The organism is Stenotrophomonas maltophilia group sp. LNF247 (assembly GCF_054083135.1).
The window spans coordinates 272,974-298,396 of the sequence record NZ_JBSRQL010000003.1 but is presented as its reverse complement, the minus strand read 5'-3'; the positions used below and the strand labels follow the sequence as shown (position 1 = coordinate 298,396).

At 67.4% G+C, this 25,423-nt stretch carries 24 protein-coding genes, 1 tRNA gene and 1 pseudogene; 22 read left to right on the top strand and 4 right to left on the bottom strand.

Annotated elements, in window-relative coordinates; translation table 11 throughout:
* Positions 1–91: 91 nt before the first annotated feature.
* The 9 genes and pseudogenes from prmB to ACTXG9_RS05140 all read left to right on the top strand — a co-directional run.
* Entirely contained in the window at positions 92–1,021 is a 930-nt protein-coding gene (gene prmB / locus ACTXG9_RS05180) for a 50S ribosomal protein L3 N(5)-glutamine methyltransferase (RefSeq protein ID WP_021203410.1), read from the top strand.
* Positions 1,018–2,121, top strand: a complete 1,104-nt coding sequence (aroC, locus tag ACTXG9_RS05175) for a chorismate synthase (protein ID WP_019660604.1) — start codon at positions 1,018–1,020, stop codon at positions 2,119–2,121. Before prmB ends, aroC begins: the two co-directional genes overlap by 4 nt.
* A complete protein-coding gene (locus ACTXG9_RS05170) occupies positions 2,114–3,151 on the top strand; it encodes a 2-hydroxyacid dehydrogenase (protein WP_111098599.1) in 1,038 nt (345 codons plus the stop codon). The genes aroC and ACTXG9_RS05170 overlap by 8 nt, the downstream gene beginning before the upstream one ends.
* A gap of 90 nt (positions 3,152–3,241) precedes the next feature.
* On the top strand, positions 3,242–4,270 hold the full coding sequence (locus ACTXG9_RS05165) for an aspartate-semialdehyde dehydrogenase (RefSeq protein ID WP_019660602.1): 1,029 nt from the start codon (positions 3,242–3,244) through the stop codon (positions 4,268–4,270).
* Between the two features lie 105 nt (positions 4,271–4,375).
* A complete protein-coding gene (locus tag ACTXG9_RS05160; protein ID WP_031270228.1) occupies positions 4,376–6,436 on the top strand; it encodes a FimV/HubP family polar landmark protein in 2,061 nt (686 codons plus the stop codon).
* Positions 6,437–6,462: 26 nt separating this feature from the next.
* Positions 6,463–6,825 carry a VOC family protein gene (locus tag ACTXG9_RS05155; protein WP_021203413.1) on the top strand — a complete coding sequence of 121 codons (363 nt, stop codon included), beginning with the start codon at positions 6,463–6,465 and terminating at the stop codon, positions 6,823–6,825.
* A 32-nt stretch (positions 6,826–6,857) separates the two neighbouring features.
* Positions 6,858–7,628 carry a tRNA pseudouridine(38-40) synthase TruA gene (truA, locus tag ACTXG9_RS05150; RefSeq protein WP_019660599.1) on the top strand — a complete coding sequence of 257 codons (771 nt, stop codon included), beginning with the start codon at positions 6,858–6,860 and terminating at the stop codon, positions 7,626–7,628.
* Entirely contained in the window at positions 7,625–8,281 is a 657-nt protein-coding gene (locus ACTXG9_RS05145; RefSeq protein ID WP_019660598.1) for a phosphoribosylanthranilate isomerase, read from the top strand. Before truA ends, ACTXG9_RS05145 begins: the two co-directional genes overlap by 4 nt.
* 68 nt (positions 8,282–8,349) lie before the next feature.
* A pseudogene (locus tag ACTXG9_RS05140) lies at positions 8,350–8,778 on the top strand (peptidoglycan-binding protein); the annotation flags it as partial.
* Positions 8,779–8,826: 48 nt separating this feature from the next.
* Here ACTXG9_RS05140 and ACTXG9_RS05135 read toward each other — a convergent pair.
* Positions 8,827–9,714 carry a LysR family transcriptional regulator gene (locus ACTXG9_RS05135; protein ID WP_111098600.1) on the bottom strand — a complete coding sequence of 296 codons (888 nt, stop codon included), beginning with the start codon at positions 9,712–9,714 and terminating at the stop codon, positions 8,827–8,829.
* Positions 9,715–9,810: 96 nt separating this feature from the next.
* Between ACTXG9_RS05135 and trpB the strand changes: the two genes are divergently transcribed.
* The 5 genes from trpB to glmM all read left to right on the top strand — a co-directional run bounded on the left by trpB (position 9,811) and on the right by glmM (position 14,976).
* Positions 9,811–11,028, top strand: a complete 1,218-nt coding sequence (trpB, locus tag ACTXG9_RS05130; protein ID WP_014647880.1) for a tryptophan synthase subunit beta — start codon at positions 9,811–9,813, stop codon at positions 11,026–11,028.
* Positions 11,025–11,714, top strand: coding sequence for a hypothetical protein (locus tag ACTXG9_RS05125; protein WP_021203416.1), 690 nt, complete (start codon positions 11,025–11,027; stop codon positions 11,712–11,714). The genes trpB and ACTXG9_RS05125 overlap by 4 nt, the downstream gene beginning before the upstream one ends.
* 1 nt (position 11,715) lies before the next feature.
* Positions 11,716–12,525, top strand: coding sequence for a tryptophan synthase subunit alpha (gene trpA, locus ACTXG9_RS05120; protein WP_019660594.1), 810 nt, complete (start codon positions 11,716–11,718; stop codon positions 12,523–12,525).
* Positions 12,526–12,739: 214 nt separating this feature from the next.
* On the top strand, positions 12,740–13,615 hold the full coding sequence (accD, locus tag ACTXG9_RS05115; protein WP_019660593.1) for an acetyl-CoA carboxylase, carboxyltransferase subunit beta: 876 nt from the start codon (positions 12,740–12,742) through the stop codon (positions 13,613–13,615).
* Positions 13,615–14,976: a phosphoglucosamine mutase gene (gene glmM, locus ACTXG9_RS05110; RefSeq protein ID WP_111102200.1), complete on the top strand. Its 1,362-nt coding sequence runs from the start codon at positions 13,615–13,617 to the stop codon at positions 14,974–14,976. The genes accD and glmM overlap by 1 nt, the downstream gene beginning before the upstream one ends.
* 79 nt (positions 14,977–15,055) lie before the next feature.
* On the opposite strand, the gene ACTXG9_RS05105 is transcribed toward glmM, so the two are convergent.
* Genes ACTXG9_RS05105 through ACTXG9_RS05095 form a run of 3 tightly spaced genes read right to left on the bottom strand, consistent with a single transcriptional unit; the run spans position 15,056 to position 18,958 of the window.
* Positions 15,056–15,913 carry a polysaccharide deacetylase family protein gene (locus ACTXG9_RS05105; protein ID WP_021203418.1) on the bottom strand — a complete coding sequence of 286 codons (858 nt, stop codon included), beginning with the start codon at positions 15,911–15,913 and terminating at the stop codon, positions 15,056–15,058.
* Positions 15,906–17,051, bottom strand: coding sequence for a glycosyltransferase family 4 protein (locus ACTXG9_RS05100; protein WP_227854024.1), 1,146 nt, complete (start codon positions 17,049–17,051; stop codon positions 15,906–15,908). Before ACTXG9_RS05100 ends, ACTXG9_RS05105 begins: the two co-directional genes overlap by 8 nt.
* A gap of 20 nt (positions 17,052–17,071) precedes the next feature.
* On the bottom strand, positions 17,072–18,958 hold the full coding sequence (locus ACTXG9_RS05095) for a DUF3413 domain-containing protein (protein WP_111102197.1): 1,887 nt from the start codon (positions 18,956–18,958) through the stop codon (positions 17,072–17,074).
* A gap of 152 nt (positions 18,959–19,110) precedes the next feature.
* On the opposite strand from ACTXG9_RS05095, the gene ACTXG9_RS05090 reads away from it, so the two are divergent.
* The 8 genes from ACTXG9_RS05090 (at position 19,111) to ACTXG9_RS05055 (ending at position 25,423) form a co-directional block, all read left to right on the top strand.
* On the top strand, positions 19,111–20,088 hold the full coding sequence (locus ACTXG9_RS05090; protein ID WP_050563262.1) for an isopenicillin N synthase family dioxygenase: 978 nt from the start codon (positions 19,111–19,113) through the stop codon (positions 20,086–20,088).
* A gap of 874 nt (positions 20,089–20,962) precedes the next feature.
* On the top strand, positions 20,963–21,718 hold the full coding sequence (gene tpiA / locus ACTXG9_RS05085) for a triose-phosphate isomerase (protein ID WP_021203422.1): 756 nt from the start codon (positions 20,963–20,965) through the stop codon (positions 21,716–21,718).
* Positions 21,719–21,749: 31 nt separating this feature from the next.
* The gene (secG, locus tag ACTXG9_RS05080; protein WP_019660586.1) at positions 21,750–22,187 is read left to right on the top strand and encodes a preprotein translocase subunit SecG; all 438 of its coding nucleotides are present in this window, start codon (positions 21,750–21,752) and stop codon (positions 22,185–22,187) included.
* Between the two features lie 51 nt (positions 22,188–22,238).
* A tRNA-Leu gene (locus tag ACTXG9_RS05075) sits at positions 22,239–22,323 on the top strand.
* A 111-nt stretch (positions 22,324–22,434) separates the two neighbouring features.
* A complete protein-coding gene (locus ACTXG9_RS05070; protein WP_010486426.1) occupies positions 22,435–22,791 on the top strand; it encodes an NADH-quinone oxidoreductase subunit A in 357 nt (118 codons plus the stop codon).
* Positions 22,782–23,336, top strand: a complete 555-nt coding sequence (locus ACTXG9_RS05065; RefSeq protein WP_005410463.1) for a NuoB/complex I 20 kDa subunit family protein — start codon at positions 22,782–22,784, stop codon at positions 23,334–23,336. The genes ACTXG9_RS05070 and ACTXG9_RS05065 overlap by 10 nt, the downstream gene beginning before the upstream one ends.
* A gap of 33 nt (positions 23,337–23,369) precedes the next feature.
* Positions 23,370–24,119, top strand: coding sequence for an NADH-quinone oxidoreductase subunit C (locus ACTXG9_RS05060; RefSeq protein ID WP_005410462.1), 750 nt, complete (start codon positions 23,370–23,372; stop codon positions 24,117–24,119).
* Positions 24,116–25,423 carry an NADH-quinone oxidoreductase subunit D gene (locus ACTXG9_RS05055; protein ID WP_005417935.1) on the top strand — a complete coding sequence of 436 codons (1,308 nt, stop codon included), beginning with the start codon at positions 24,116–24,118 and terminating at the stop codon, positions 25,421–25,423. Before ACTXG9_RS05060 ends, ACTXG9_RS05055 begins: the two co-directional genes overlap by 4 nt.

Here is a 25,423-nt window from a genome sequence, read left to right as displayed (position 1 = left end):
ACCGGGTGAGGCCGGATCGTTTCCGCCGCAACGGATGCTGCCGCGGGCGCCAGCCCCTATAATCGGGGCCCACTTTGCCCGCAGTACCGCCATGACCGCTGAAACGGCCGCCGAACTCCACACGATCATCGATCTGATCCGCTACGGCACCAGCCGTTTCAACGAAGCCGGGCTGACCTTCGGTCACAGCTACGACAATGCGCTGGACGAGGCCACCCAGCTGGTGCTGCACAGCCTGCACCTGCCGCACGATCTGGGCCCGGCCTATGGCCAGGCGCGCCTGCTGCAGGCCGAAAAGCTGCGCGTGCTGGAACTGTTCCAGCGTCGCATCGATGAACGCATCCCGGCCGCCTACCTGACCGGTGAGGCCTGGTTCGCCGGCCTGAGCTTCAAGAGCGACAAGCGCGCGCTGGTGCCGCGTTCGCCGATCGCCGAACTGATCGAATGCGGCTTCGAGCCGTGGCTGGCCGGCCGCGATGTCAGCCGTGCGCTGGACCTGTGCACCGGTTCGGGCTGCATCGCCATCGCCATGGGCCACTACTACCCGAACTGGGAAGTGGATGGCGTCGACCTCAGTGACGAAGCACTGTCGCTGGCCGAGGAAAACAAGGAACGCCTGCAGGCGCACAACGTCACCCTGATCAAGTCGGACCTGTTCAACGGCCTGACCGGCCGCCACTACGACCTGATCGTCACCAACCCCCCGTACGTCACCAACGACGAGACCGACGCCCTGCCGCAGGAATACTCCTACGAGCCGGAGATGGGCCTGCGTGCCGGCGACGACGGCCTGGACCTGGTGCTGAAGATCCTGCGTGACGCGCCGCTGCACCTGAGCGAGGACGGCCTGCTGATCTGCGAAGTGGGCGAATCCGAGCAGCACCTGATCAAGCTGCTGCCGGAAGTCGATTTTTCCTGGATCGAGTTCAAGGTCGGCCAGATGGGTATCTTCGCGGTCGAATGCCGCGAGCTGATCGCCCACAGCGCACGCATCACCGAACTGGCGGCGCAGCGCCCGTGAGCTCCAATTCGTTCGGCAAGCTGTTCACCGTCACCACGTTCGGCGAGTCGCACGGGCCGGCCATCGGCTGCGTGATCGATGGCTGCCCTCCGGGGCTGGCGCTGGACGCGGCCGAATTCGCCCACGACCTGCAGCGCCGTGCCACCGGCAAGAGCCGGCACACTTCCGCGCGGCGCGAGGCCGACGAGGTCGAGATCCTCTCTGGCGTGTACGAGGGCCTGACCACCGGCACCCCGATCGCGCTGCTGATCCGCAACACCGACCAGCGCAGCAAGGACTACGCCAACATCGGCCAGCAGTTCCGGCCGGGCCATGCCGACTACAGCTACTGGCACAAGTACGGCATCCGTGACCCGCGCGGTGGCGGCCGTTCCTCGGCGCGCGAAACCACCATGCGCGTAGCCGCCGGGGTGGTCGCCAAGAAGTGGCTGGCCGAGCGCTTCGGCGTGACCGTGCGCGGCTACCTGTCGCAGCTGGGCGACATCACCCCGGCCGGTTTCGACTGGTCGGCGGTGGAAGACAACCCGTTCTTCTGGCCGCACGCTGCACAGGTGCCCGAACTGGAGGCGTACATGGACGCGCTGCGCAAGTCCGGAGATTCGGTCGGTGCGCGCGTGGACGTGGTCGCCGACAACGTGCCGCCGGGCTGGGGTGAGCCGATCTACGGCAAACTCGACGGTGAACTGGCTGCCGCGCTGATGAGCATCAACGCGGTGAAGGGCGTGGAGATCGGCGACGGTTTCGCCAGCGCCGCGCAGAAGGGCACCGAACACCGCGACCTGCTGACCCCGCAGGGCTTCGCCAGCAATCACGCGGGTGGCATCCTCGGTGGCATTTCCACCGGCCAGCCGGTGGTCGCCTCGATCGCGTTGAAGCCGACCTCCAGCCTGCGCCTGCCGGGCCCGTCGCTGGATACGTCCGGCAACGTGGTCGAGGTGGTCACCACCGGCCGCCACGACCCCTGCGTCGGCATCCGCGCCACCCCGATCGCCGAGGCGATGGTAGCGATGGTGCTGATGGACCAGGCGCTGCGCCACCGCGCGCAGTGCGGCGATGTCGGCACGGTCACCCCGCGCATTCCCGGGCAGATCGATGGCTGACACGCGGCCGATCGTGTGGGTGAGCCAGCCGCTGATCGACGCGGCCATCGCGCCGCTGCGCGATCGCGTGCAGCTGCGCAGCACCGACACCGTCACCGCCTGGGCGCCGGACCAGATCGCCGAACAACTGGCCAGCGCCGACGGCGCGATCATCACGCTCAACGAGCGCATCGGCGCGACCCAGGTGGCCGGCGCCCCGCAGCTGCAGGTGATCGCCAATGTCGGGGTGGGCTTCAACAACCTGGATGTGGACGCGCTCAGCGCGGCCGGCATCCTGGCCAGCAACACGCCGGACGTCCTGACCGAAACCACCGCCGATCTCGGTTTCGCCCTGCTGATGGCCACCGCGCGCCGCATTACCGAGTCCGAGCGCTGGCTGCGCGAAGGGCAGTGGCAGCAGTGGTCGTTCCAGACCATGCTCGGTGCCGATATCCACGGCAGCACGTTGGGCATCCTTGGCATGGGCCGCATCGGCCAGGGCATCGCCCGTCGCGGCGCGCACGGTTTCGGCATGAAGGTGCTGTACCACAACCGTTCGCAGCTGCCGGCGGCGACCGAGGCGGAATTGGGCGCGACCTATGTGGATCTGGATACGCTGCTGGCACAGTCCGACCACCTGCTGCTGGTGCTGCCGTACACGCCGGCCTCGCATCATCTGATCGATGCCGCCGCACTGGCGAAGATGAAGCCGTCGGCGACGCTGGTGAATATCGCCCGCGGTGGCCTGGTCGATGAGATCGCGCTGGCCGACGCGCTGGCCAACGGTCGCCTGGCTGCGGCGGGCCTGGATGTGTACGAGGGCGAGCCAACGGTGCGCCCGGAACTGCTGGCGCTGCGCAACGTCGTGCTCACTCCGCATATCGGCAGCGCCTCGCTGGCCACGCGCACGGCGATGGTACAGCTGGCCGTGGATAACCTGGTTGCTGGGCTCGGCCTGGACGGCGGCCCGTCGCGCATGCCGAGCGCGATCAACGCTGATGCGGCGATGGCCGCGCGCGTGACGCTGGGCAAAAAAACCGGGAAACGATAGGGAACCTCCGCGCGCCCCGCTTGAGGAGGTTCCCCGAACCCAGCTGTCGTGCGTGTTTTTCCCCATTCCCGTTTTCGTGAGAGTTCCCCCATGAGCAATGCACAGCGCAGTTTCCACGTCGCCGTCGTCGGTGCCACCGGCGCCGTCGGCGAGACCATGTTGTCGATCCTGGCCGAGCGTGATTTCCCGGTCGGCACCCTGAGCGTTCTCGCCTCCGAGCGTTCGGCCGGCGGCGAGATCGAGTTCAACGGCCAGAAGGTCAAGGTCCAGGACCTGGCCACCTTCGATCCCACCGGCGTCGAGATCGCCCTGTTCTCGGCCGGTGGCAGCGTGTCCAAGGAGTACGCACCGAAGTTCGCCGCAGCAGGCGCGGTGGTGATCGACAACTCCTCGGCCTTCCGTTACGACGATGACGTGCCGCTGGTGGTGTCCGAGGTCAACCCGGAACAGGTCGCCAACCGTCCGCGCGGCATCATCGCCAACCCGAACTGCTCGACCATGCAGATGCTGGTGGCGCTGGCACCGCTGCACCGCAAGTACGGCATCGAGCGCATCAACGTCTCCACCTACCAGTCGGTGTCCGGCGGCGGCCGCTCGGCGATGGAGGAACTGGGCAAGCAGACCGGCCAGCTGCTCAGCTTCCAGGAGATCGATCCGCAGCGTTTCCCGGTGCAGATCGCCTTCAACCTGATCCCGCACATCGATGACTTCCAGGACAACGGCTTCACCAAGGAAGAAATGAAGCTGATCTGGGAGACCCGCAAGATCCTCGGCGATGACAGCATCCTGGTGAACCCGACCGCGGTGCGCGTGCCGGTGTTCTACGGCCACTCCGAGTCGGTGGCGATCGAGACCCGAGACAAGGTCACGGTCGCCGAAGCGCGCGCGCTGCTGGAGCAGTCGCCGGGCATCGAAGTGGTGGATCGCCACGAGGCCGGTGGTTACCCGACCCCGGTCACCCACGCCTCAGGCACCGACGCGGTGTACGTCGGCCGCATCCGCGAGGACCTCTCGCACCCGCGTGGCCTGAACCTGTGGATCGTGTCGGACAACGTGCGCAAGGGCGCAGCCCTGAATGCCGTACAGCTGGCCGAGCTGGTTGCCGCCGAGCAGCGTTGATCGGCGCGGTCGCCTCACCGGGTAGTGCCGGCCGCTGGCCGGCATTGCCTCAAGGGTCTTTCCGGTGGGTGCGGACCTTGGTCCGCACGCTTTATAGTGTCGCCCATGAATAAACGGGCCAGGGGCGCAAAGCGCCCGCTCACCTATCTGTCCGCAGCGCTGCTCGCCTTGGCCAGCAGTTCGGCGCTCGCCCTGGGGTTGGGCGACATCCGCGTCCTGTCCAGGCCGGGCCAGCCCCTGCTGGCAGAAATCCCGGTCGTTTCGGCCGATCCGTCCGAGCTGGAAAACCTGCGGGTGGCCTTGGCCTCGCCGGTCACTTTCGAGCGTGTCGGCCTGCAGCGGCCGACCGGACTGGTCAGCGAACTGCAGTTCGAGCTGACCCGCGACACGCAGGGCAGAGCGGTGGTGCGGGTGACCTCGCAGGCACCGGTGGAGACGCCGTCGCTGAGCTTCCTGATCGAAGCCGACTGGGGCCAGGGCCGCCTGGTGCGCGAGTACTCGGCGCTGGTCGATGCGCCGCCCAGTGCGCTGGCCGTGGCCGAGCCGGAAATCGTCGCGCCGGCAGGCACGCTCTCCAATACGATCGTGCGCGAACCTGCACCGGCTTTGGCAACGGTGCCAGCCGCAGAGGCGCCCGCTGCGCCGCCATCTACGGTGGCGGCTGCAGCAGCACGCCCGCGTGCGGCCTCCGCGCCGGTCGCTGCACCGGCGGCCGATGGCAGCGTCACCGTACAACGCGGTCAGACCCTGTCGCAGATCGCCAGGGTGGTGGCGCGTGGCAACCAGGTCAGTCGCGACCGCGCGATGATCGCCCTGCTGCGTGCCAATCCCGAAGCCTTCATCCGTGGCAACGTCAACCTGCTCAAGCAGGGCGCGGTGCTGCGCATGCCGGGCAGCGATGCGCTTGCGGCGGTCGACGCCGCCGAAGCGGCGACGCTGGTGCGCGAGCACGCCGCGCAATGGCGTCAGGCGCGTACCGTGCCGCAACCGGCGGGCATGCTCGCACCGGTTGCCAGGGCGGCAGCCACGAACGCTTCTTCCCCGGCTGCGGCCAACGGGCCACGGCTTGAGATCGCTCCGGCGCTGGCGTCAGACGCCGCGCACGCGGGCACAACCACCGGCACAGCTGCCGGCAGCGAGGGCGACATGCTGGGCAACGAACAACTGCGTCAGGCGCGTGAGGACATCGCCACCCGTGATGCCGAGATCGGCGAGCTGAAGCAGCGCGTGGCCGACCTGGAGAAACTCAGGGAACAGCAGCAGTCGCTGATCGCGATGAAGGACAACGACCTGGCCGCTGCGCAGCAGCGCCTGGCGCAGGCGCCGGGTGCTCGTGATGCGGCGACACCGTGGTACTGGCTGGGGCTGCCGGTACTGCTGCTGGTGGCGGGGGCGGCCTGGCTGCTGCGTCGTCGCAAGCCGTCGCCGTTGCCGCCGCTGCGTGAGGAAGACGATGCCGCCGGCCTGGCCGCAGCGGTGCCGGCAGGTGCCGCGCTGGATGCGCTGGCCGAGCAGTCCTCGTGGTCGTCGCCTGATGCCGGCAACGGCCGCCAGGAACCGGCGATGCCTGCGTGGGCGACCGGAACCGAAGTGCACGACGTGGTGGTCGCCGAACCCACCGCTGAGCACGCGGTGCGGGCCGACCAGGAGGCCGACACGCTGCGCGACCAGGACGCGGTGGCATTGCCTGAAGCGGTGACCGATCTGCCGCGCTGGGACGATCCCGCAACCACCGGCGACGAGGTGGTCCCGGCCGAGCCGGTGCAGGACGATAGCGTTGTACCGCAGGTGCCGGCCGAAGTGGTGGTGCCAGACTACGCACTGCATGCCGAACGGCAGCCGCAGTTCCGCGGGGTGTTCGATCTGCCGGCCGACGCGCATGAGAACCCGTCTCCGGCGCATGCCGCAGGTCCCGAAGCCATCGACGGCATCGACCGTGGCAGCACCGAGGCTGCTCATTCCGACGACACCGCGTCGAGCGCACCCGCGCCTGCCGATGACGCGGGCTGGTCGCCACGTGCCGGCCAGGAGCGCCTGGAACTGGCCATTGCCTACCTCGATCTGGGTGACGCGCAGACGGCGCGCACCTTGTTGCTGGAAGTGGCCGAGGGCGGTGACCTGCACAGCCAGGCGCAGGCCCGCGAACTGCTTGCCCGCCTGCCGTGACCGAACCCGCCGACAAGGACCCTGCCATGAGCCGCGAGCGCCGTATCGACTACGTTGAATTCGCCTCCAGCGACCCGGCCGCCAGCCGTGCCTTTTTCGAAACGGCGTTCGGCTGGTCATTCGTCGACTACGGCAGCGACTACACGGCTTTCGACGATGGCCGCCTGCAGGGCGGCTTCTTCCGTGGCCAGCCGCAGCGGGCCGACGACAGCGGTGCACCGCTGCTGGTGCTGTATGCCGACGATCTGGCTCCGGTCGAGGCCGCCGTGCGCGACGCCGGCGGCCAGATCGTACGCCCGGTGTTTTCCTTCCCCGGTGGCAGCCGCTTCCAGTTCGTCGAGCCCGGTGGCAACGAACTGGCGGTCTGGTCCGAACGCGATCCGGCCTGAGCGCCGCCCCACCCGCAACATCGAGGTAGCACATGCGTTATGCGCTTGGCGTCGAGTACGACGGCAGCGATTTCAGGGGCTGGCAGAACCTGGGCGAGGGTGGTCCCAGCGTGCAGGCCAGCCTCGAGCAGGCCCTGTCATCGGTGGCGGATGCGCCGCTGCAGGTGGTCTGCGCCGGCCGCACCGATGCCGGTGTGCACGGCCAGTGCCAGGTCGTGCATTTCGACACTGACGTGGTGCGTGACCCGCGCGCCTGGATGCTCGGCACCACCACCCGCCTGCCGCGTTCGATCGCGGTGCGCTGGTGCGTGCCGGTGGCCGATGATTTTCATGCGCGCTTCTCGGCACGTGCGCGCCGCTACCGCTATCGGCTGCTCAACCGCGAGGTGCGGCCCGCGCTGGACCGGCAGACCCTGAGCTGGGAGCGCCGCGCGCTGGACGAGACCCTGATGCACGCCGCCGGCCAGGCCCTGCTCGGCGAGAACGATTTCAGCGCGTTCCGTTCGGTGCAGTGCCAGGCGCTGCATGCCCGGCGTGAGCTGCAGTCATTGCAGGTCAGCCGCCAGGGCGAAGTGATCGAAGTCGCAGTGCGTGGCAATGCATTTCTTCATCACATGGTCCGCAATATCGTCGGATCGTTGATCCTGGTGGGCAGCGGCGAAAAACCGGTGGAATGGATCGCCGAACTGCTGGCTGGGCGCGACCGCACCGTAGCTGGTCCCACCGCACCGCCGCAGGGCCTGGTGTTCCTTGGGCCCCTGTACCCCGACAACTGGCATCTGCCCGCCGAGGTCACGCTATGAGCCGTTCCTACTACCGTACACGCATCAAGTTCTGTGGAATGACCCGCGCCGGCGATGTCCGCCTGGCCGGTGAGCTGGGCGTGGACGCGGTGGGTTTCATCTTTGCCCGCGAGAGCAGCCGCCGGGTCGCGCCTGCCGAGGCGCGCGCGATGCGCCAGGCAATCGCGCCTATGGTCGACGTGGTTGCGCTGTTCCGCAACAACAGCAAGGAAGAAGTGCGCGAGGTGCTGCGCACGGTACGACCGACGCTGCTGCAGTTCCATGGCGAGGAGGACGAGAGCTTCTGCCGCAGCTTCAACATGCCGTACCTGAAGGCGATCGCCATGGGGGGGCGCGAAGAGGTCAATGCCCGCACCCTGCAACTGCGTTATCCCAGCGCTGCCGGCTTCCTGTTCGACAGCCACGCGCCGGGTGGCGGTGGCGGCACCGGCGTGGCGTTCGACTGGGGCCGCGTCCCGACCGGATTGCATCGGCCGTTCCTGCTGGCCGGTGGCCTGAACCCGGAAAACGTCTACGACGCCGTGCTGGCGACGCTGCCGTGGGGCGTGGACGTCTCCAGCGGTATCGAACTGGAGCCGGGCATCAAGGACGGTTACAAGATGCGCACCTTCGTCGAGGAAGTGCGGCGCGCCGATTGCACCGTCCTGGAGTGATCCGCGTCACCTGAGGGGCGCCGGGATGTCATCGTCGACGGTGAGCCTTGCAGCAGACCCTCAACCAGGGACTGTCCGCCGACGGCATCGTCGGTCGCCACACCGCTGCCGCCCTGGCGGCGGGGCGTGTGCAGGGTCATGAACCCGCAGCGGCTGTGCCCAAAGGGCCGTCGCTCAACGATGCATCGCATCCGGACCACGCACTGCACAACGCGGTCCGCAGCAAGCTTCCCAGCGTGTTTTCCGAAGAGGCTGCGGCCAATATCACCCTGCATGCAAAGCAGGACGGTATCGACGCGGCCCACAAGCTGCAGAGCATCACGGTGCAGGATGGCAAGCCGTTCGTGATGGGCACGACGCCGGGCTTCCGCACCGCTGTCGATCTGGCCCAGGCGCTGCCGCCGCTGGAGCAGACCAGTGCCAAGCTGCTGGCAGATCCGTCGCACCAGCAGCAGGTGCATGAGGAGCAGCAGCGGGTCGCGATGGGCGGTCGCTGAGGCCTGCATTGCCGGCTCCGGGAGGTGGATGCCGCCCGGGGCCTCGTCTCATCGCAGTTGCGCTGCTGCCCAGTCGGCCAGGGCGTCTACCCGTGCATCGGCCGGGCCATCCGGCCGCGCCAGCACCCAGAAGCCGCCGGTGGCCGCAAACCCCCACGGTGCGACCAGCCGGCCTGCTGCCAGATCTTCGGCCACCAGCGGCTCGGGCGCGATTGCCGGGCCCAGCCCGGCCACGGCTGCTTCCAGCAGGTAATAGAGATGTTCGAAAGCGGTGCCCAGCTGCAGCTTTGACGGGTCTAGGCGGTGTGCCTGCGCCCAGGCGGGCCAAGCCTGTGGACGTGACGTGGTGTGCAGCACGGTTTCCTGCAGCAGTGCCGAGGGCGGTGCCTGCCGCAGGCGCTGCGCCGCCGGATGTGACGGGGCCACCACCACACCGACCCGTTCCGGTGCCAGCTCGCGGACCTGCCAGCCCCGTGGCCACGGTCCCTGCGCCAGCAACAGCACGGCGTCCAGCGCCGCCTGCGCTTCGGTGAAACTGCCGTCCAGCGCCGACCACTGCAGGCGCACGCCGGGCAGGGCGGCCTGCAGCACGGGCAGGCGCGGAATCATCCAGCGCGCCAGAACGCTGCCGCTGCAGCCCAGTACCAGTGCTGGGGAGGTCGCGGGCCGCCGCAGCTCGCGCACGCAGCCTTCGATCCCGGCGAAGGCCTCGCTGCACGCTGCCTGCAGGCGCGTGCCCGCAGCGGTCAGGCGCAGGCCGCGACCGGCACGCTGGAACAGCGCCAGGCCCAGATGATCCTCCAGCAGCTTCAGTTGCCGGCTGACCGCGCCGTGGGTGACGTGCAGGTCCTGTGCGGCGCGCCCGACGCCGCCAAGGCGGGCAGTGGCTTCGAACGCGCGCAGCGCATTGAGGGGAGGCAGCAGGGAGCGGCTCACGTGAGATTTCCTGACGATATGTGCCAGATAATATCCATTTTCCGGTCATGACCCGTGCGCTAGAGTATCCACCTGTCTGAACCACCGGTCGTATCCATGTCTGCCTCCCCCATTGCCGACTACCACGCCTTCCCGGATGCCCAGGGCCACTTCGGCCGCTACGGCGGCAGCTTCGTCGCCGAAACCCTGGTCGGCCCGCTGCAGGAACTGGCCCAGGCCTATGACCAGGCCCGCCAGGACCCCGCGTTCCAGGCGGCCTATGACCGCGACCTGGCGCACTACGTGGGCCGGCCGAGCCCGATCTATCACGCCCAGCGCCTGAGCGATCACGTCGGCGGCGCGCAGATCCTGCTCAAGCGCGAGGACCTGAACCACACCGGTGCGCACAAGATCAACAACACCATCGGCCAGGCACTGCTGGCCGCACGCATGGGCAAGAAGCGCATCATCGCTGAGACCGGTGCCGGCCAGCATGGCGTGGCCAGTGCCACCGTTGCGGCGCGTCTGGGCCTGGAATGCGTGGTCTACATGGGCGCCACCGACATCGAGCGGCAGAAGATCAACGTCTACCGCATGAAGCTGCTCGGTGCGACGGTGGTGCCGGTCACCTCCGGCTCGGCCACCCTGAAGGACGCGCTCAACGAAGCGATGCGCGACTGGGTGACCAACGTGCAGGACACCTTCTACATCATCGGCACCGTGGCTGGACCGGACCCGTACCCGCGCATGGTGCGCGACTTCAATGCCATCGTCGGCCGCGAAGCGCGTGAGCAGATGCTGGCCGAGTACGGCCGCCTGCCCGATGCGATCACCGCCTGCGTCGGCGGCGGCAGCAACGCCATCGGCCTGTTCCACGCCTTCCTCAACGATCGCCAGGTCGAGATCGTCGGCGCCGAAGCCGCCGGTGATGGCATCAGTACCGGTCGCCATGCCGCCTCCATCGCGGCAGGCCGCCCCGGCGTGCTGCACGGCAACCGCACGTACGTGCTGTGCGACGATGACGGCCAGATCATCGAGACCCATTCGGTGTCGGCCGGCCTGGACTATCCGGGCGTCGGCCCGGAGCACGCGTTCCTGGCCGATACCGGCCGCGCGCGCTACCTCGGCATCACCGACGAGGAAGCGCTGCAGGCCTTCCATCTGCTGGCGCATACCGAGGGCATCCTGCCCGCGCTGGAATCCAGCCATGCGCTGGCACAGGCAATCAAGCTGGCGCGTGAGCGTCCGCGTGACCAGATCGTGCTGTGCAACCTGTCCGGCCGCGGCGACAAGGACGTGCACACCATCGCCGCGCGCGAAGGGCTTGTGCTGTGAATCACGTGCTGCGCCACGGCGGGGCGCTGGTGCTGGTGATCGGCATGGGCGGCTGCACGCCGCCCGATCCACCGGTGCTTGCCCCGGCCCCGGCCGCCCCCGCGGCGATCGCCCCGGCACGCGAACCGGCCAGCAACGACGATGAGGCCGCACATCGCCCGATCGAGGGCCCGGCGATGTTCACGGCAGGCGATGGCGGCGAGGACCAGGCGGCCCGGGCGGTGGTGTCGGTGGCCCTGGACCATGCCGGTGAGGTGCTGATCGGCCAGCCCTTCAGCGAACTGCAGGGCGAGGCGCAGTGGCACTCGGCCGGGCTGGGCGAGTCGACCGCTGGGCGTTGCGAGTACTACGAGCGCGGCACGCTGCCCGAGGGCGTGGCGATGATGGTGCAGGACGGCGACGTGGTGCGCTTCGACCTGGCCCCCATCGACGATTCCGGCCAGGTGGTGCTGCAGCCGGGGCCGTTCGGCCTTCATCTGGGCATGCCACGCGCGCAGGCCTTCCAGCAGTTGCCCAAGGGCGTTTCCACGCAACCCTATGGTGATGATGCGGAGGCCGGCGAGAGCCTGCTCTGGCAGGACCCCGGTTCCGACCTGGCGATCCGTGTGGAGATCGTCGACGGCACCATCTCCCGAATGTACTGGGGCGCCAGCGGCGCCGTTGACCTGATCGAAGGATGTACCTGACATGTCCGTATCCCGACTCGATGCCTGCTTCCAGCGCCTGCGCGAACAGCAGCGCAAGGCGCTGATTCCCTTCATCACCGCAGGTGATCCCTCGCTGGAAGCCACCGTGCCGGTCATGCACGCGCTGGTCGATGCTGGTGCCGACGTGATTGAACTGGGCGTGCCGTTCTCCGATCCGATGGCCGATGGCCCGACCATCCAGCGTAGTTCCGAACGCGCGCTGGCGCGGGGAGCCGGCAGCCGCTATGTGCTGCAGGCGGTGGCGCAGTTCCGGGAGCGTGATGCGCACACCCCGGTGGTGCTGATGGGCTACCTGAACCCGGTGGAGATCCACGGCTACGCTGCCTTCGCCGGGGCGGCCGTGCAGGCTGGCGTGGACGGGGTGCTGCTGGTCGACCTTCCGCCGGAAGAAGCCGTTGAAGCGCAGCAGGCCTTCGATGCAGCGGGCCTGGCGCTGGTCCTGCTGGCGTCGCCGACCACCAGCCAGGCGCGTGCCGACAAGCTGCTGGCCCTGGCCCGTGGTTACCTTTATTACGTCAGCTTTGCCGGCGTGACCGGCGCCTCCGAGCGCCTGGACAGCGACGCCGCCAGCGCCCGCCTGCAGGCGTTGCGCGCGCGCGCCTCGGTGCCGGTGGTGGCGGGCTTCGGCATCAAGGACGCCGGCAGTGCCGCAGCCATGGCCCGCCAGGCGGATGGCGTGGTGGTCGGAAGTGCGCTGGTGGCGGCGCTGGCCGAAGCGGGCTCGGCTGAAGACGCGGCCCAGCGTGCGCGGGCGTTCCTCGCCCCGCTGCGGCAGGCGCTGGACGCGTAGCGGTAATGCTGGCCGCTGGCCGGCATCGTCCGTACCCACCCGCGTGCAGGGCCGCCGGCCAGCGGCCGGCACCGCGCAGCACCTAAACGTACGTCCCAGCATGGTTTTTCCGGCTGCCCCGTAGCTGGCAAGGGGGTGCACGGCCGGGGAAAGCGGAGCTAGACTGTCCGCCTTTGCGGCCCATGGGCCGCCCTGAACGGAAGTGTCCTCCCGCATGAGTTGGCTCAGCAAGTTGATGCCGTCCGGCATCCGCACCGACAACACCCCCAGCAAGAAGCGCAGTGTCCCCGAGGGCCTGTGGGAAAAGTGCAGCAACTGCGGCAGCGCGTTGTACCGTCCGGAACTGGAAGAGAACCTGGAGGTCTGCCCGAAGTGCGGCCACCACATGGCGATCCGCGCGCGTGCGCGCCTGGCGGCCCTGTTCGACGCCGACAGCACCACCGAGATCGGTGCGCGCCTGGGACCGACCGACCTGCTCAAGTTCAAGGATCAGAAGAAGTACAGCGAGCGCATCAAGATCGCGCAGAAGAACACCGGCGAATACGACGCGCTGATCGCCATGCGCGGCCTGCTCAAGGGCCGTGCGCTGGTCGCCTCGTCGTTCGACTTCGCCTTCATGGGGGGCTCGATGGGCTCGGTGGTGGGCGAGCGTTTCGCGCTGGCTGCAGAAACCGCGGTCGAGATCGGTGCGCCTTACGTGTGCTTCTCGCAGAGTGGCGGCGCGCGCATGCAGGAAGGCCTGTTCTCGCTGATGCAGATGGCCAAGACCTCCGCTGCGCTGGGCAAGCTGCGTGAAGCCGGGCTGCCGTACATCTCGGTGCTGACCCATCCGACCACCGGCGGCGTTTCGGCGTCGTTCGCGATGCTGGGCGACATCAACATCGCCGAACCGCAGGCACTGATCGGCTTCGCCGGCCCGCGCGTGATCGAGCAGACCGTGCGCGAGAAGCTGCCGGAAGGTTTCCAGCGTTCGGAGTTCCTGCTGGAGCACGGTGCCATCGACCAGATCTGCGATCGCCGCGAACTGCGCGACCGCCTGTCCGATCTGCTCGCCATGCTGGGTCGGCAGCCCGCGCCGCAGGTAGCCTGATGGGTGCCCGCAAGTACTTCGGCACGGACGGCATCCGTGGCCGGGTCGGGCAGGGCGTGATCTCGGCCGACTTCGTGCTGCGCCTGGGCAATGCGCTGGGCCGTGTCCTGCTCGCCCAGCGTGGCCAGGACGGACGCCGGCCGATCGTGGTGATCGGCAAGGACACCCGCATTTCCGGCTACATGTTCGAGGCGGCGCTGGAGGCCGGCCTGGTCGCCGCCGGTGCCGACGTGCAGCTGCTGGGTCCGATGCCGACCCCGGCGGTGGCGTTCCTGACCCGCACGCTGGGCGTGGACGCCGGCATCGTCATCAGCGCCTCGCACAACCCGCATTACGACAACGGCATCAAGTTCTTCTCGGCCCAGGGCGAGAAGCTCGACGATGCGACCGAGCTGGCCCTGGAGGCGGCGCTGGACGTTCCGTTCACCACCGCCGAATCGGAAAAGCTGGGCAAGGCATTCCGTGCACGCGAAGCGGTCGGCCGCTACATCGAATTCTGCAAGGCCAGCGTGCCGCGCACATTCGATCTGCGTGGCCTGCGCCTGGTGCTGGATTGCGCGCATGGTGCCACCTACCAGATCGCGCCGCTGCTGTTCCGCGAACTGGGTGCCGAGGTGATCGGCATCGGCGCCGAGCCCAATGGCATCAACATCAACGCCGGCGTGGGCTCCACCCATATCGACAACCTTGCGGCCAAGGTCCGCGAGACCGGCGCCGATCTCGGTATCGCCTTCGATGGTGATGGCGACCGCGTGCTGATGGCCGACGACCAGGGCAACCCGGTCGATGGCGATGACCTGCTGTACATCCTGGCCCGTGCCTGGAAGGCCGAAGGCCGCCTGCGCGGCCCGGTGGTCGGCACGCTGATGAGCAACTATGGCATCGAGAAGGCCCTCGCCGACCTGCAGATTCCATTCGTTCGCAGCAATGTCGGCGATCGCTACGTGCACCAGGCGCTGATCGAAGGCGGTGGTGTGCTCGGCGGTGAAGCCTCCGGCCACCTGCTGTGCCTGGACCGCGCCACCACGGGGGACGGCATCGTCAGCGCCCTGCAGGTGCTGGTCGCGCTGCGCAACAGTGGGCAGACCCTGCGCCAGGCGCTGAAGGGCCTTGTGCGGGTACCGCAGAAGACCGTGAACGTGCGTCTGGGCAATGTCCCGGCCAAGACTGCGGTGCAGTCTGAAAGCGTGCAGTCCGCGCTGGCTGTGGCGCAGCAGGCTGTCGCCGGCCGTGGCCGCGCGTTCCTGCGCCCGTCCGGTACCGAGCCGGTGGTGCGGGTCACGGTCGAGGCCGATGACGCCACGCTGATGCAGGACACGCTGGACCGCCTGTCCGCAGCGGTGCGTGAAGCCGCTGCCTGAAGCGCGTGCACATTCGCACCAACGAAAAACGCCCCGCAAAGCCGGGGCGTTTTTCATTCAACCGGCAGGGGCGTGGTGCTTATGGCCCCGGCACCATCTTCTTCTGGCGCGCTTTGAAGCCATTGAACAGTGGCGCGATCAGCGGGTTGTAGCTCTGCGCGATGCGCTTGCGCAGCCAGCTGGCCGGGCGGTTGCGGATCGCGAAGCGGTAGATCCGCTCCGGATCACCGCCGACCACGTTGCGGCCGAACGGGTGGGTGGTGTGCAGGTAGCGGAAGCCCTGCTCGCGTGCCACCTCGATGTGGTCCTGGTCGAAATCGCCGTAGGGCCAGCACAGCGTATCGGACACCTCGCCGAGCTTGTCCTGCAGGACGTCGCGCGAGATCGCCAGATCCCGGCTGAGGCCCGCACGGCGCTGCGCACGGTCCAGATCGTCGCGGCGCAGCCAGCGGGTGTGGGTGTGGGTATGGCAATGCACTTCGAAGGTGCCGGCGGCAATGGCTGCGCGTGCTTCGCTCCAGCGCATCATCACATCGTCGCTGCGGTCCTGCTCGTAGATCGCCGCTTCGCAGCCACGATGGTCCGGCGTCGACGGCAGTGCCGCGCCGGCAATGCCGGCGTGCGGACGTTCCGGGCCTTCGCCCATCCAGCCGGTGACCACGAACACCACCGCGTGCATGCCGTACTTCTGCAGGATCGGGTGCGCATACACCCAGTTGTCGAGATAGCCATCGTCGAAGGTGATGACGATCGACTTGCGCGGCACCGGCTTGCCGGCCAGGAAGCCGGCGTACTGCTCCAGCGTCAGTGAGGTCCAGCCATTGGCTGCCAGCCACGCAATCTGGCTTTCGAAGTTCTCCGGCGACACGGTGATCATGCCCGGCGAAGGGCTGACGTGGTGGTGCATCAGCACCGGAACGGTTCGTGCATCAGCCATGTCCCAGCTCCTTCAGCCACTGGTGGTAGTAGTGTTCGGTCGCTTCACCGTGGCCGTCCGGCGTGAAGCGATGTGCGCCGTGCATCCACTCCCAGCCAGCGCGCCCCATCTGCCGTCGCCGTTCCGGGTCGTCCACCAGCAGGCGCAATGCACCTGTCAGGGCGGCATTGTCACCCAAACGGGTGAGGATCGCATTGCTGCCATCGATCACCATCTCCGGCACGCCGCCCACCCGCGTGGCGACGATCGGTACGCCCACGTAGGCCGCTTCCAGGAATACGGTGCCGGCCGCTTCCTTGTGCGAAGCCAGTGCGAAGATGTCGAAGCCGGCCATCAGCCTGCAGGCTCCATCGCGGTAGCCGAGCAGGTGGACCTGGCGCTGCAGCCCGTGCTCGGCGCACATCGCCTGCAGTCGTTCCGTCACGGCCTGGCCATCACCGACAATCACCAGGTGCAGGTCCGGGTTGGCTTTGCACAGCGGCACCATCGCCTGCAGCAGGTCGGCATGGCCTTTGGGCTCACGCAGCACGGCCACGCAGCCGACCACGATGTCCTGCTCGCCGAAGCCAAGCTCGGCACGCACCTCCGCACGTACGTCCTGCAGGCACTGCCAAGGATCGGCCTTGCGGATATCACTCCAGCGCGGAGGCACCGCGATCGGCGGCACGACACCAATGCGCTCGGCTGGAATGCCGCGGTCGACCAGCAGTTGCTTGACGAAGCTGCTGACGGTCAGCACCCGGTGTGGAAGCCCGGTATAGGTCAGCAACGAGTTGACCGGGCTCATCAGATGGCGCGAGCGCACCACCAGCGGCGTGCCGCCCAGGCGTGCACCGGCGGCGGCGATCAGCGCATCGCGGCGGCTGGTGGTATTGACCACGTCGAAGCGTTCGCGGCGCACCAGCCGCGATACCGACCACATGCCGCGCAGCAGGCGTGCCAGGCCGCCCATGCGCAGCGGATGCACGGTGAATCCGTCCTCGCGTGCCAGTGTGGCCAGGCGTGCATCGGGCTGGCACAGCAATGACACCTCATGGCCACGCGCGCGCATCACCTGCATGTGCCGGAAGATGTAGATCTCCTGCCCGCCCATTCCCTTGGCGGCTTCGGTATGCAGGATGCGCAGAGGACGGTTCATGCAGGATCGGTCCTTGAAGATCAGCGGTTGCGGAAGCGCGTCAGCGCTTCCCATGCAGAGCGGATGGCTGCGGCGTCCGGAGCCTGCTGCGGCAGCGGGCGGTAGTGCCGGTCGAGCGCGGTGGCGTTGCCGAACTTGTCGAATACGTAGATGGCATCGCCATGGCGTACAGCGCGTTGCGACCAGCTCTCCACCACCAGTGCACGTTCGCTGGCGGCGGGCGTGGCCAGCAGGTCCTGGCCGGTACTGAAGTCCGTCAATGCGTTCTCGCAGCCCAGCGCATGGCGCATCAGCGTCGGTACCCAGTCTTCGTGCGAGCTGGTGCGGACGTCGCGGCCAGCGGCCCTGCCTGGCCAATGCAGCACGAACGGGACCTGCAGCTGGTAATCGGAGAAGTTGCCGTTGTGGCCCCAGTAGTTCAGCTTGAGGTCGTTGAACTCTTCGGCATGGTCACCGGTGACCAGCACGATGGTGTCCTCGGCCAGGCCCTGCGCGCGCAGGTCGTCCAGCAGCGAACCGATCAGGCTGTCGGCATAGTGCACGGCAGTGCGGTAGCGGTTGAGTTCCGGCGTCGGGTCGTGGTCCGGGCCGAAGGACAGGAAGTCGATCTCCTTGGCCATCGGCGTGGCTACCGGTGGGTAGCTGGCGGGCAGGTGGTAGCCGGCGTGGGTGGAGTCGAGGAACACGAAGCCGAACCATGGGTGCTGCGCCGCCTGGCTGCTGCGGATGTCATTCCGCAGCGCGGCGACGATGGCTGCGTCGCGCTTGTCGGGGGTCATGGCGGAAGGGCCCTGGTGCAGCTGGTCGCGCACATCGGCAAATGCCGTGCGATCGAATTCCGGGCTGTACAACGGCGCGCTGCCGTACAGGTGCAGGTCGTAGCCCTGCTGGCCCAGCACCTGGAACAGCTGCGAGCCGCGCTGTTCGTCCAGCATGCTCTGCCAGTAGCCGCCGGGCAGGCCGTAGAGCAGGCCGAACAGGCCGTAGCGGGTGGCATTGCCGGTGCTGAAATGGCGATCGAACACGCGCGCGTCCTGCGCCAGCGCCGACGTGTTGGGCATCAGCTGCGGCGTCAGCACGTCCTGGCGCAGCGATTCCAGCACCACCATCAGCACATTGGGGCGGTGTGGGTTCTGGCAACGCAGGGGCTGGAGCGGATACAGCAGCTGCGCATGGCGCGGGTCGGGCAGGCCCGCCTGCTGTTCGCTTATGACCCCGAGCCTGCGCATGAAGCTCTTGGCGGTGATCGGCTGTGCCCAGGGCAGGTAGTTCCACTGCGCGATGACGGCACGGTCGCCGCGGGCATCGTAATAGGCCGTGGCGGCTTGGCCGCCGGCCATCAGCAGCGCAACGATGGCCCACCCCTGCAGGACCCGGCGGCGGCGCGGCCGGGCGGGCAGCAGCTTCCAGCATGCCCAGGCCAACAGTCCTTCAGCCGTGAAGATGGCGGCCACCAGCAGTCCGGCCTGCAGCCAGGTCTTCCACGACAACGCGACCTGGTCCTGCAGCGCACCGCCGAACACCATGTTCACCACCATGGCATTGAGGTGAAACCGATACAGAGTGAAAACCTTTGCATCAACCAGCAACAGGCACAGCCACAGGCCCTGCAGCAGCACGGCGCTGAGGCTCAGGGGGCGTGCGCTGCGCGGCCAAAGGCCCATCAGCAGCGGCAGCAGGCCGGCGAGGGCGCCGAATGCCAGCAGGTGACCGGGCAGGGCAACGGCCAGATAGGCCAGGCCCACGCTGCCCCCCGGGTTGTCGGCCAGCGGTACGTTGCCGAGCGTGATCGCCATGGCCAGCAGCGCGTTGCCGGCCACGAACAGCGACCACCAGGCCAGGCGGCGCCAGTGGCGTGCGGGGCCGGAGGGCAGGGCGGTGTCGGCAGAGGGAGCAGCAGGGCGCATGAGGGACTGGGGCGGCGGGTGATGCAGGCGGCGGGATCCCCGGGGTGACGGAATCGTGGGGCCGCGCGCGGGTCGCGCATTGTATCTGTTTGTTTCTTCGTATCGGGTGGCGTCCCCCGGGCGATCTGTCACAATGTTCAGGTGGGCCATGAATGCGCTGGCCCCCCAGACCCAATGACAAGCCAGGAACCGCTGTGAGCCAGATCCCCACCCTCGACATCACCCGTTTCGACAGCGACCGCGAGGCCTTCGTGGCCGAGCTGGGCGCGGCCTACCGCCAATGGGGATTCGCGGGCATCCGCAACCACGGCATTCCGCAGGCCGACATCGATGCGGCCTACGATGCCTTCAAGGCCTTCTTCGCCCTGCCCGAAGAGGTCAAGCGCAAGTACCACGTGGCCGGCAGCGGCGGCGCCCGCGGCTACACCCCGTTTGGGGTGGAGACCGCCAAGGGCTCCAAGCACTTCGACCTGAAGGAGTTCTGGCACATCGGCCGCGAGATCGCCGACGACTCCAAGTACCGCGATGTGATGGCGCCGAACCTGTGGCCGACCGAGGTCGAGGGCTTCCGTGAGCGCGGCTACGGCCTGTACCAGGCACTGGACAACCTGGGGTCGCGCGTCCTGTCGGCGCTGGCCCTGCATATCGGCCTGCCTGCAGACTTCTTCGCCGACAAGACCAACTTCGGCAACTCGATCCTGCGCCCGATCCATTACCCGCCGATCACCACCGACGACATCCCTAACGTGCGTGCTGGTGCCCATGGCGACATCAACTTCATCACCCTGCTGGTCGGTGCCAGTGCCGCAGGCCTGGAAGTGCAGTCGCATGATGGCGAGTGGGTGCCGTTCACGTCAGACGCGGACACCATTGTGGTCAACATCGGCGACATGCTGCAGCGCCTGACCAACCACGTGTATCCGTCGACCATCCACCGCGTGGTCAATCCCCCGGGCGAGCTGGCGCGCCAGCCGCGCTACTCGGTGCCGTTCTTCCTGCACCCGAACCCGGACTTCCTGATCGACGTGCTGCCCTCGTGCATCACCCCGGAGAACCCGAGCCGGTACCCGGAGCCGATCACCGCCCACGGCTTCCTCGAGGAGCGCCTGCGCGAGATCAAGCTGAAGTAAAGAGAAGTGAGGCCGCCGAAAGGCGGCCTTTTTCTTTGCAGGGTTGCACCCTGCACCCGCGGTAGTGCCGGCCGCTGGCCGGCAAACCCAAAGCCAAAGCGGCTCTGGGTTTCTGCGTGTTGGGCGGGGCGGCGTGGGTTGGCAGGACACGCCGTGAACCCCCAGACCGGCCCAGCCGCTGGCGGCTGTGCGTTCGGGCGCTTGCGAAGCAGTGCTTCGCAAGCAAAGCGACCTCACCCCTGGGGGCTCGATGGCGCCTTGCTCGTGTGCGCTGTCCTGCGCACACGGCAAGACCGGGGTTGGGCGTCCTGCCCAACCCGCCCGAGGCATGCCTCGGGCCCATGGCGCCAACGGTCCTGCCAACCCACACCGCCCCGTTCCCGACAGCTTCCCGGTGACGGTGGGTAAATCGCGATTCCCGGTGGGTGTCGACCTTGGTCGACGCGGTAGATCCACGCCATGCGTGGATGAGATATCTCTGTTCGAAGTGGGGTAGGGGGTTGGTCCAGCCAGCATCAACCCGGGATGCAGCTTTTGCCTTTGCTCTTGCTCTTCTTTTTTTCTTTCCGTGGCGGGCGGAACCGCCGGAATGTGTCAAAGGCCGGGCGGGTGGGGCTGCGCAGGGGCGTGAGCAGCATGGATGCGGCGATCGAGCTTACATGGACGTACTTGCAGCGCCCCCTGCGCAGTCCCACCCGCCCGGCCAAGCCCCAGATCTAGCCGGGCTCTCCGCGACCAACCAAACCCCGCCCCCCCCCTCCGCCACGAGGGGCTGCGCCGTTGGCTGAAAATCCATGTAACCGCTTACAAGGAAACGGATTTTTGCCGCAGCGGGTATCATGCTCGGCTGACTTCACACAGGAGCCACCCGCTCATGCGCCGCAAGATCGTCGCCGGAAACTGGAAGCTGCATGGCAGCCGTCAATTCGCCAATGAACTGCTGGGGCAGGTGGCCGCCGGGCTTCCGCTGGAGGGGGTGGACGTGGTGATCCTGCCGCCGCTGCCCTACCTGGGGGAGCTGGTCGAGGACTTCGGCGAGACCGGCCTGGCCTTCGGCGCGCAGGACGTGAGCAGCAACGAGAAGGGCGCCTACACCGGCGAGGTCTGCGCGGCCATGCTGGTCGAGGTTGGGGCCCGCTACGGCTTGGTCGGCCATTCCGAGCGCCGCCAGTACCACCATGAGAGCAGCGAGCTGGTCGCGCGCAAGTTCGCCGCCGCCCAGCACGCCGGCCTGGTGCCGGTGCTGTGCGTGGGCGAGACCCTGGAACAGCGCGAGGCCGGGCAGACCGAAGCGGTCATCGCCAGCCAGCTGGCGCCGGTGCTGGAGCTGGTCGGCGCGGCAGGTTTCGCCAATGCTGTGGTCGCCTACGAGCCGGTCTGGGCCATCGGTACCGGCCGTACCGCCAGCAAGGAACAGGCACAGCAGGTGCACGCGTTCATCCGTGGCGAAGTCGCGCGCATCGATGCTAGAATCGCTGATTCACTGCCCATTGTTTACGGCGGTAGCGTGAAGCCCGACAATGCCGGGGAACTGTTCGCGCAGCCGGATGTCGATGGTGGGCTGGTCGGCGGCGCCTCCCTGGTGGCCGCGGACTTCCTGGCCATCGCACGGGCGGCGGCCGCGAACTAATCCTAGAAGTATTGTCCGAGGGCGGTTTCCAATGCTGATGTTGATCCTCAATGTCGTCTACGTGCTGGTCGCTGTGGCCATGATCGCGCTGATCCTGATGCAGCGTGGCTCGGGTGCGGCGGCAGGTTCGGGCTTTGGTGCTGGTGCCTCGGGCACGGTGTTCGGTGCGCGCGGCGCCTCGAACTTCCTGTCCAAGTCGACCAAGTGGCTGGCCGTGGTGTTCTTCGGCATCAGTCTCTTCATGGCCTGGTATGCCGGTCACGGCAGCCGCCCGGCGGCCGACCAGGATCTGGGCCTGATGTCCGCCCCGGCGGCCAGCGCGCCGGCGGCTCCGGCGGGCGAACTGCCGGCCGTTCCGAAGGCCGATGCGGTCCCGGCCGCCCCGGTTCCGGCGGCGAATGTGCCGGCTCAGGCGGAATCTTCGGTTTCTGGTGAAGAAAAGCCTTCGGAAGGCTCCCAGAAACACTGAAGCCGGTTACAATACGCGGCGCATCGGGAAGATAGTCTGATGTGATCGTTTGCCCAGGTGGCGGAATTGGTAGACGCACTACCTTGAGGTGGTAGCGACGCAAGTCGTAGGGGTTCGAGTCCCCTCTTGGGCACCATTTGTAAGTAAAGCGGGTTCGTCTGGCGCGCAAGGCGCCAGGCAGATTCCCGTCCACTCCCCCATGCCAAAGCGCCTGCAGGCGCGGCGGCAGAGGCAAGAGAGAATCGCTGTGCTGGCCGAATATTTGCCGTCTCTGCTGTTTCTGATCGTTGCCACCGGTATCGGCGTTACGCTGATGCTGGTTGGTCGATTCCTCGGTCCCCGCCGCCCCGATCTGGAAAAGCTCTCGCCGTACGAGTGCGGCTTCGAGGCCTTCGAAGACGCGCGCATGAAGTTCGATGTGCGCTACTACCTGATCGCGATCCAGTTCATCGTCTTCGACCTGGAAATCATCTTCATCGTGCCGTGGACCCAGGTCTTCATGGAACTGGGCGCCCGCTCGCTCATCACCATGGGCCTGTTCGTCGGCATGCTGTTCCTCGGTTTCATTTACGTCTGGAAGAAGGGAGCGCTGGAATGGGAGTGATTCAGACTCTCGATGGCCTCATGAACAACCCCACGCCGGAAGGCCGGGTTGATGACATCCTGCGGCCGGAAGGCGACAACCCGCTGCTGGAGAAGGGCTTCGTCACTACCAGCGTCGATGCACTGCTGAACTGGGCGCGCACCGGCTCGATGTGGCCGATGACCTTCGGCCTGGCCTGCTGCGCCGTCGAGATGATGCACGCCGGTGCCGCGCGCCTGGACCTCGACCGCTACGGCGTGGTGTTCCGCCCGTCGCCGCGTCAGTCCGACGTGATGATCGTGGCCGGCACCCTGGTCAACAAGATGGCCCCGGCGCTGCGCAAGGTCTACGACCAGATGCCGGACCCGAAGTGGGTCATCTCGATGGGTAGCTGCGCCAACGGTGGCGGCTACTACCACTACTCCTATTCTGTGGTGCGCGGCTGTGATCGCGTGGTGCCGGTGGACGTCTACGTCCCGGGCTGCCCGCCGACCGCCGAGGCGCTGGTGTACGGGATCCTGCAGCTGCAGAAGAAGATCTGGCGTACACAGACCATCGCCCGCTGACCCCTTCACCTGACAAGAGCGCGCCAAGCCCCCATGGCAGAGCAAGCATCCTTCATCGACCGACTGTCCGCACGTTTCGCTGGTGCGAAGGTCATCGTGGTCGAACCCCGCGGCGAAGTGACGCTGGAAGTGCCTGCCGCCGAGTGGCACGCCACCGCCCTGGCGCTGCGTGACGAGTTTGGTTTCGAGCAGGCCGTGGATCTGTGCGGCGTCGACTACCTTGGCTACGGCTCCGACGAGTGGGACACCGCCGATGTGTCCTCGCAGGGCTTCAGCCGTGGCGTCGAAGGCAAGGCCCAGGGCCGCTTCGCGTGGGGCGAGTTCCCCACCGAGGAAAACGGTGCCGACGGTGCCCGCCCGCAGCACATGCCGACCCAGCGCTTCGCCGTGGTCGCCCAGCTGCGTTCGTACCAGCACAACCTGATGATGCACCTGCGCTGCTTCGCCCCTGACGAAGCGCTGCCGGTGGTGTCCTCGCTGACCGGCATCTGGCCGGGCCTGAACTGGTTCGAGCGCGAAGCGTTCGATCTGTACGGCGTGATCTTCGAAGGCCACCCGGACCTGCGCCGGATCCTGACCGACTACGGTTTCGTCGGCCATCCGTTCCGCAAGGATTTCCCGCTGATCGGCAATGTCGAAGTCCGCTACGACGAAGAAAAGAAGCGCGTGATCTACGAACCGGTCACCTCGGTGGAGCCGCGTGTCGGCGTGCCGCGCGTGATCCGCGACGACGCCCGTCTGCAGACCGCAGAAGGTGAGCGCGCGCAGGAGGCAGTGAAGTGAGCCACGTACACCAGGCTGGCGAAGCGTTCGCCAGCAACGCCGCCGAAAGCCGGCAGGAAATCCGCAACTACACCATGAACTTCGGCCCGCAGCATCCGGCCGCTCACGGTGTGCTGCGCCTGATCCTGGAAATGGACGGTGAAACCATCATGCGCGCCGACCCGCACGTGGGTCTGCTGCACCGTGGTACCGAAAAGCTGGCCGAGTCCAAGCCGTTCAACCAGTCGATCGGCTACATGGATCGCCTGGATTACGTGTCGATGATGTGCAACGAGCACGCCTACGTGCGCGCGATCGAGACCCTGATGGGCATCGAGGCGCCGGAGCGTGCCCAGTACATCCGCACCATGTACGATGAAATCACCCGCATCCTCAACCACCTGATGTGGCTGGGCTCCAACGCGCTCGACCTGGGCGCGATGGCGGTGATGCTGTACGCCTTCCGCGAACGCGAAGAGCTGATGGACTGCTACGAAGCGGTTTCCGGCGCGCGCATGCACGCGGCGTACTACCGTCCGGGCGGTGTCTACCGCGACCTGCCGGACCACATGCCGAAGTACAAGGAATCGCGCTGGCACAAGGGCAAGGCGCTGAAGCAGCTCAATGCTTCGCGCGAAGGCTCGCTGCTGGACTTCCTGGAGAACTTCACCGTCGAGTTCCCCAAGCGCATCGACGAATACGAAACCCTGCTGACCGACAACCGTATCTGGAAGCAGCGTACCGTCGGCATCGGCGTGGTCACTCCCGAGCTGGCCCATCAGTGGGGCATGACCGGCGTGATGCTGCGCGGCTCGGGCATTGCCTGGGACCTGCGCAAGAAGCGTCCGTACGCCAAGTACGATGCCGTCGATTTCGACATCCCGCTGGGCAAGGAAGGTGACTGCTACGACCGCTACCTGGTCCGCGTTGCCGAAATGCGCGAATCCAACCGCATCATCAAGCAGTGCGTGGCGTGGCTGAAGGCCAACCCGGGCCCGGTGATGGTGAAGAACTTCAAGGTCGCTCCGCCCAGGCGCGAGGACATGAAGGACGACATGGAAGCGCTGATCCACCACTTCAAGCTGTTCAGCGAAGGCTACTGCGTACCGGCCGGCGAGACCTACTCGGCGGTGGAGGCCCCGAAGGGCGAGTTTGGCTGCTACCTGGTCTCCGATGGCGCCAACAAGCCGTTCCGCGTGCACCTGCGCGCGCCGGGCTTCGCCCACCTGTCCTCGATCGATTCGGTCGTGCGCGGCCACATGCTGGCCGACGTGGTGGCGATGATCGGTACCTACGACCTGGTGTTCGGCGAGGTTGACCGGTAA

What these genes read in the sequence shown, in the direction of transcription:
- ACTXG9_RS05170 (WP_111098599.1), top strand. Translation starts at nt 2,114, where the DNA reads ATGGCTGACACGCGGCCGATCGTGTGGGTGAGCCAGCCGCTGATCGAC.
- accD (WP_019660593.1), top strand. Translation starts at nt 12,740, where the DNA reads ATGAGTTGGCTCAGCAAGTTGATGCCGTCCGGCATCCGCACCGACAAC.
- ACTXG9_RS05155 (WP_021203413.1), top strand. Translation starts at nt 6,463, where the DNA reads ATGAGCCGCGAGCGCCGTATCGACTACGTTGAATTCGCCTCCAGCGAC.
- ACTXG9_RS05145 (WP_019660598.1), top strand. Translation starts at nt 7,625, where the DNA reads ATGAGCCGTTCCTACTACCGTACACGCATCAAGTTCTGTGGAATGACC.
- ACTXG9_RS05160 (WP_031270228.1), top strand. Translation starts at nt 4,376, where the DNA reads ATGAATAAACGGGCCAGGGGCGCAAAGCGCCCGCTCACCTATCTGTCC.
- ACTXG9_RS05105 (WP_021203418.1), bottom strand. Translation starts at nt 15,913, where the DNA reads ATGGCTGATGCACGAACCGTTCCGGTGCTGATGCACCACCACGTCAGC.
- ACTXG9_RS05095 (WP_111102197.1), bottom strand. Translation starts at nt 18,958, where the DNA reads ATGCGCCCTGCTGCTCCCTCTGCCGACACCGCCCTGCCCTCCGGCCCC.
- ACTXG9_RS05065 (WP_005410463.1), top strand. Translation starts at nt 22,782, where the DNA reads ATGGGAGTGATTCAGACTCTCGATGGCCTCATGAACAACCCCACGCCG.
- ACTXG9_RS05090 (WP_050563262.1), top strand. Translation starts at nt 19,111, where the DNA reads ATGCGCTGGCCCCCCAGACCCAATGACAAGCCAGGAACCGCTGTGAGC.
- tpiA (WP_021203422.1), top strand. Translation starts at nt 20,963, where the DNA reads ATGCGCCGCAAGATCGTCGCCGGAAACTGGAAGCTGCATGGCAGCCGT.
- glmM (WP_111102200.1), top strand. Translation starts at nt 13,615, where the DNA reads ATGGGTGCCCGCAAGTACTTCGGCACGGACGGCATCCGTGGCCGGGTC.
- prmB (WP_021203410.1), top strand. Translation starts at nt 92, where the DNA reads ATGACCGCTGAAACGGCCGCCGAACTCCACACGATCATCGATCTGATC.
- ACTXG9_RS05060 (WP_005410462.1), top strand. Translation starts at nt 23,370, where the DNA reads ATGGCAGAGCAAGCATCCTTCATCGACCGACTGTCCGCACGTTTCGCT.
- trpB (WP_014647880.1), top strand. Translation starts at nt 9,811, where the DNA reads ATGTCTGCCTCCCCCATTGCCGACTACCACGCCTTCCCGGATGCCCAG.
- trpA (WP_019660594.1), top strand. Translation starts at nt 11,716, where the DNA reads ATGTCCGTATCCCGACTCGATGCCTGCTTCCAGCGCCTGCGCGAACAG.
- secG (WP_019660586.1), top strand. Translation starts at nt 21,750, where the DNA reads ATGCTGATGTTGATCCTCAATGTCGTCTACGTGCTGGTCGCTGTGGCC.
- ACTXG9_RS05165 (WP_019660602.1), top strand. Translation starts at nt 3,242, where the DNA reads ATGAGCAATGCACAGCGCAGTTTCCACGTCGCCGTCGTCGGTGCCACC.
- truA (WP_019660599.1), top strand. Translation starts at nt 6,858, where the DNA reads ATGCGTTATGCGCTTGGCGTCGAGTACGACGGCAGCGATTTCAGGGGC.
- ACTXG9_RS05100 (WP_227854024.1), bottom strand. Translation starts at nt 17,051, where the DNA reads ATGAACCGTCCTCTGCGCATCCTGCATACCGAAGCCGCCAAGGGAATG.